We start from the raw sequence: 5,749 nt of genomic DNA, 5'->3' as shown, positions 1-5,749 counted from the left end.
AACTGGTCTCGTAGTGTATAGAAGCGCTTGTTTAGCTCTGCTTGATCCTTCTGATCTACGGAGCCGCTCTCCTTCCACTCATCACGGATATGGGTGAATTTGGCATACAGTTCGCCAAACTCCGCTCCTTCTTCGTTCTCCTTGAAGAGTTCTTCGAAGCGCTGGAGTAGTGCTTCCTTCTTAGCCTTGTTCTCCGAGAATAGGGCTTCTAGAGCCTCTTGGCGTTTACGATCACGTTCTTTGAAGGTAGCCAAGAGCTCTCCGAGGCGTATCTCCTGAGCCTCTAGGTTTTCTTGGGGGGTGGCATCGGACTCGTTCTGTCGCTCCTTTCTTCGGATAAACTGCCCACGTATCTGCTCCACAGTCTTACGATCGGGTAGCTCCTCCTGCTGTAGGAGGAGAGCAAGCTGATCGACAAGCTGCTGGGCTGTCATCGTCTGGAGGTTGGGGGTAGATTCTAGGGGCGTAGTTTGCTGATCAAGCTGCGGTGCAGTGGCCTCAGCTTGCTGTGTTTGTTCTGAGTTCTGAAGAAGTTCCATAATCTCTTTTCTGAAGTGTGATCGTCCCTCCTTGCCTTAGGATAGCCCATCAGAGTGTAACCAAAATACTGATAGAACTACCGAATGGCTACGGAAGAGTCCATATAATATTGCCTACTACAAAGAAAACATTTTTTTTGTTTCTCTCCAATCTTTTCTCTCCATAGAAGACGCCCAAAGTAACCTATCTAGGAGGATATCAACACTTCCATAGTTCATATTTATACGATTAACCTCCTCTCAATGTCAAAGGAAGAACTCAAATATAGCATGCAGTCCTCGCTTAGTCTTCCTTTCTTAGCAGGTATCCCCGCAGTCTATCAGCAGTGGAATCTATGGGCTCAAGATAGATTATTAGCGTCGTCTCTTCTTCGCTTCGTGGGGCGGGGGTGCGAGGATTGGCGGGGACAAAATAACCTTTTCTAACTCCCTCGGTATCGGATATTGAAGGAGGGTGGGAGAGAACATACCGAGGAGAGGGAAGAGGATATGTAATGTTCGCCCTCGTCACCTTACATAGATCATGGGGGCAAACATTACGTGTTCCATCCTCGGGCATATATTATGTCCTTAGGTTGGGTTGTCGGGCTGTTCATTGCAGCCCTCTCGTGTTGCCACTCTTTTGGGGGCGTACTGTTTCTGCCTCTAGCATCGCTATGCCTCCATTATGAGCTGGAGCATAGAGTTGCGTAGCATAGGTGGTTTACTTACTTGCATAGAGGCTCAGTGACTCTCCCTCCAAAGCCAGAGAAGAGCCCTCATAGCCTTAGACTCTTTCTCTCCACATATATACATTAATATATAGGGAGACTGCTGAGCTAATAATCCTGAAGCTGTTCAGTGGAGTTTAGAGGCAAAGCCGATGCAGGGTCTCTTTTCGCATTCTTCGTTCTTTGGGTCTTTGGGGTATTATCACATATCAAGGTATCCTTAGCCGTATCTCTGGAGAGCCTGGGTATTAGCCCCGGTAGACTGACATACGAGAGCCCAATCGGGGATATACTTAGAGCGAGGTAGTGTACACGTGTGTACACTGTTGTGTACAGGTGGGTATACTGATGTGTACACACGTGTACACTTTTCCCTCCTAGATAGTAGGTATACTCTTTGTAAGTTTGCACCTAGGTGACAGATACTTCTGTCTTGGGTGTATACTCCTCGACTACTTTGCCCTCGACCTCTGGTGATTTCAGGCCTCAGCACATGGGAAGGGTAGGGGAAAAGAACTTTTTAGCAATCTATGGTTATATAGAGATTTGTTGATTATCTTTGCTCCATAGAATCAAGCTAGCAACAGTATTAACTAACTTCATAAACCCAAAAGAGAAGAGCATGAATACTCCTCAAGAACTACGGTACACAAAGGACCACGAATGGGCACGCCTCGAGGGCGATGTCGTCTATGTAGGTATCACAGACTACGCACAGGGCGAGCTCGGCGAAATCGTATTCGTCGATGTACCTACCGAAGGTGAATCCCTCAGCGCTGATGAAGTCTTTGGCTCCATCGAGGCCGTAAAGACCGTCTCCGATCTACTCCTACCTATCGAGGGTGAAGTACTCGAGTTGAACCCCGAGCTAGAGGATCAGCCCGAACTCGTGAACAACGACCCCTACGGCAAGGGATGGATCATCAAGATCAAGCCCGCTAACGCAGAGGATGTGGAAGGGCTACTCAGTGCCGCTGACTACACCAAGCTCATCGCAGGATAGATCGTAGCGTGAAGCCAATAGTCAGTATCATCATGGGTAGTACCTCGGATCTACCCATCATGGAGAAGGCTGCAATGCGACTGGATGCCCTAGGCATCCCCTTCGAGATGCTTGCCCTCTCTGCACACCGCACTCCGAGGGAGGTCGAGGCCTTTGCAACCTCGGCCAAGGAGCGAGGTATACGTGTGATCATCGGTGCTGCTGGCATGGCTGCACACCTCTGTGGCGTCATTGCCTCCATGACCTCTGTCCCCGTCATCGGGGTACCGATCAAGGCTTCGCTTGAGGGGGTAGATGCTCTCTACTCGATCGTGCAGATGCCTCCAGGTATACCTGTGGCTACGGTAGGGATCAACGCAGCTGAGAACGCAGCCCTACTAGCCGTACAGATGCTAGCGACCTCTGATGAAGAGCTCTATCGTAGGCTCGAGGCTTACAAGGAGTCCCTCAAGGAGAAGGTCGTCAAGGCAAACAAAGAGCTGTCGGAGGTAAAGTTCGCCCACAAAACGAACTAATGCTCCTATAATATGTTGTAGACCCAGAGGGTAAGTGATCTGCTTCCCCTCTGGGTTTACTTTGTGCATACAGATTCATCACTGATGTCAGATATCCAAGCATTCCATCTCGGGGCAGAGCCCTGTCAGTATCATAGACGTCGCTCTATCGTCGTCCAGATCGGGGATACTCCCCTCGGAGAGGGTTATCCTATACGTGTTCAGTCCATGGCCACAGCCTCGACCCTAGATACCGAGGCCGCCGTAGCTCAGGCTGAGCGTATTATCTCCGCAGGAGCAGAGTACCTCCGCTACACAGCACAGGACAAGCGTGTGGCGACCAACCTCGGGGTGATCCATCAGGCACTCCGTGCACGTGGGATCACGACCCCACTCGTGGCTGATATTCACTTCAATCCTACTGCTGCCGATACGGCACTAGAGTACGTGGAGAAGGTACGTATCAATCCCGGTAACTATGTCGACAGCAAGGGCTGCACAGAGTGGAATGACGAGGTTTACCGCACGATGCACGAGCGGGTACAGGAGCGTTTCGGAGCCTTTGTGCTTAGAGCCAAGGAGCTAGGACGAGCTATCCGTATCGGGGTGAACCATGGCTCCCTCTCCGAGCGTATGGTTATGCTCTATGGTGATACCCCTGAGGGTATGGTACAGAGCTGCCTGGAGTACTTGGATGTATGCCGTGCACACGACTTCCATGATATAGTTATCTCGATGAAGTCCTCCAATACAGTGGTGATGACCACGGCTGTACGCCTACTCGTAGAGCGACTACATAGCCTTGGCTATCCTGCATATCCTCTGCACCTCGGGGTAACTGAAGCTGGAGAGGGTGAGGATGGACGTATCAAGAGCTCAGTAGGCATCGGTTCGCTCCTGGCTGATGGGATAGGAGATACGATACGTGTATCACTTAGTGAAGAGCCTGAGTGTGAGATCCCCGTGGCTCGAGCTCTCGTAGACTACATCACGAAGAGGGAGACCAGTCCTTCGCCTGAGGGCAACCTCCCCAGCTGGGAGGAGTATCGAGCGCTCAGCCAAGAGGCACGGAGACAGACCACTGCAGTAGGGGCATTCGTAGGGGGGAGTAATCTCCCTATTGTCCTTCACCCATCACTAGGCGAGGAAGATTTAGAGGCTATGGTGGCTCAGTATCCCGATGCTGTTCTCATGCCTAATGGCCAGCTAAGAGCTCACAATGGTACACCGATCGTCGGTATATCTACCTGCACCTTATCTTCGGAGGAGATCACGGAAGAGGCTATTCAGCATCTACTTGATCACCCGCAGACCCTTATCCTCCTAGAGAGTAGGGGTGAGAACCCTGTAGCGGACTGGCGCTGGGGATTTACCCAGCTACAGAGAGGAGGTATAACAAACCCTGTCCTGCTCAAGCGTACATATATGGAGCGGGATCTTGACCTCTTCCGTCTCTATGCTGCAGCTGACTGCGGAAGCATCCTCCTCGATGGGTGGGGGAATGGTCTTTGCCTTGAAGCTCCTTATCTCAATGTAGAGGATGTCATTAAGACTTCCTTTGGCATCCTTCAGGCGACACGTCTGAGGATGAGCAAGACTGAGTTCATCAGTTGCCCGGGATGTGGTCGTACGCTTTATAATCTCCAGAACACGATCGCAGAGATCAAGTCCGCAACAGCACACCTCAAGGGACTGAAGATCGGGATCATGGGATGTATCGTCAATGGCCCAGGGGAAATGGCTGATGCTGACTATGGCTATGTCGGTGCCGCTCCTGGTAAGATCGACCTATATAAGGGACAGGAATGTATCAAGAAGGGGGTCCCCCAAGCCCAAGCCGTAGAACACCTCATCACACTCATCAAGGAACACGGAGACTGGAGAGAGCCAGGAGAGGAGTCACCTGCTTCCTAGGAGGTCTTTCCCTACACCTCATAGAGTCCGTCGAATAGCCATTTAGCACTTCATAAGTACATAAGTCCTATGCTACCAATCAAGGTCATCAATAAGTCCTCTCATCCCCTCCCTAGCTACGCTACTGAGGGCGCTGCAGGGCTCGATCTACGAGCCTCACTCACTGAGGCTGTGACACTTCGCCCCCTAGAGAGGAAACTCATTCCAACAGGTCTCTACATCGAGCTCCCACTAGGATATGAGGCTCAGATTCGCCCTCGTAGTGGGCTATCCATTCGGCATGGGATCACTGTCATCAATAGCCCCGGGACAATCGATGCTGACTATAGGGGAGAGGTACAAGTTCCGCTCGTCAATCTCTCTAATGAACCCTTTGTGATCGAGGATGGAGAGCGCATTGCCCAAATGGTCATCGCACGACACGAGGTCATCCAATGGGAGCCCGTAGAGGAGCTCTCCGAGACAAAGCGAGGCACAGGAGGCTTTGGACACACAGGACGAGGATAGGGCATAGCTCTATCCTCGTCTTTGTTTGTAGGAGCATGCTTGGGAAAGGGCTATGAGGATCCTAGCTTTCGCCTTCTGCTATGCATCTTTCAGTACGTTAGTCTCTAGCTTATCCTGATATAGCCGTGATGTTGTTAAGTAGATGGAAGCAGATATACCTCCCATTAACCTTTGCCTCGGCAACGTGTCCTTTTAAGTACAGAGGGCTCACGTCTTTTAGGGGTAGAAAGGACAAGACGGAGAGCCATGAGAGAGTACTACATATTAGTAAATCTTGACGACTTCACTAGAGATACCGCTCGGTGTGTCTAAGCTGTGTACGAATACGACATATTTCCAAATTGATTGTTGGCACCTTCAGGATGCAGCACAGACATGTTCCGAATTAAGACATATAGGGAGAGCGCAGACAGAACTATCTTGCTAAAGTGCACGATGGGTCGAAGGGGAGAGTTATCTCAGATAGAGCTATTCGCTATAGTACTTCCTTTGCACGAACTAAACATAACCAAGCTAACCATGATATAACACTGGGTATCTTATACTTCGCCTTTATCATTTCCAAGGAACAAAGGATTCTTT

The 5,749-nt window shown here is 50.4% G+C and carries 5 protein-coding genes; 4 read left to right on the top strand and 1 reads right to left on the bottom strand.

What is annotated here, in order from left to right:
* A partial coding sequence (locus QZ554_RS08025) for a DUF349 domain-containing protein (RefSeq protein WP_297195684.1) occupies positions 1–539 on the bottom strand: 539 nt, incomplete at its 3' end.
* 1,332 nt (positions 540–1,871) lie between these two features.
* Here QZ554_RS08025 and gcvH point away from each other — a divergent pair.
* From gcvH to dut, 4 genes are all read left to right on the top strand, one after another.
* On the top strand, positions 1,872–2,252 hold the full coding sequence (gene gcvH, locus QZ554_RS08020) for a glycine cleavage system protein GcvH (protein ID WP_297195683.1): 381 nt from the start codon (positions 1,872–1,874) through the stop codon (positions 2,250–2,252).
* Between the two features lie 8 nt (positions 2,253–2,260).
* Positions 2,261–2,767: a 5-(carboxyamino)imidazole ribonucleotide mutase gene (gene purE / locus QZ554_RS08015; RefSeq protein ID WP_297195682.1), complete on the top strand. Its 507-nt coding sequence runs from the start codon at positions 2,261–2,263 to the stop codon at positions 2,765–2,767.
* A gap of 84 nt (positions 2,768–2,851) precedes the next feature.
* Positions 2,852–4,660 carry a (E)-4-hydroxy-3-methylbut-2-enyl-diphosphate synthase gene (gene ispG, locus QZ554_RS08010; RefSeq protein ID WP_297195681.1) on the top strand — a complete coding sequence of 603 codons (1,809 nt, stop codon included), beginning with the start codon at positions 2,852–2,854 and terminating at the stop codon, positions 4,658–4,660.
* A gap of 69 nt (positions 4,661–4,729) precedes the next feature.
* Positions 4,730–5,167 (top strand): dUTP diphosphatase, encoded by a 438-nt coding sequence (dut, locus tag QZ554_RS08005; RefSeq protein ID WP_297195680.1) that lies wholly within the window; start codon positions 4,730–4,732, stop codon positions 5,165–5,167.
* The last annotated feature ends 582 nt before the right edge of the window (positions 5,168–5,749 follow it).

This window comes from uncultured Porphyromonas sp. (assembly GCF_915070105.1).
GTDB lineage: Bacteria > Bacteroidota > Bacteroidia > Bacteroidales > Porphyromonadaceae > Porphyromonas.
Note: the sequence above shows the minus strand (reverse complement) of the source record. Positions and strands in the feature narration are given on the sequence as shown.

Bases quoted from the DNA above. Each gene is read 5' to 3' on its own strand.
- dut (WP_297195680.1), top strand. From the start codon at position 4,730: ATGCTACCAATCAAGGTCATCAATAAGTCCTCTCATCCCCTCCCTAGC.
- ispG (WP_297195681.1), top strand. From the start codon at position 2,852: ATGTCAGATATCCAAGCATTCCATCTCGGGGCAGAGCCCTGTCAGTAT.
- gcvH (WP_297195683.1), top strand. From the start codon at position 1,872: ATGAATACTCCTCAAGAACTACGGTACACAAAGGACCACGAATGGGCA.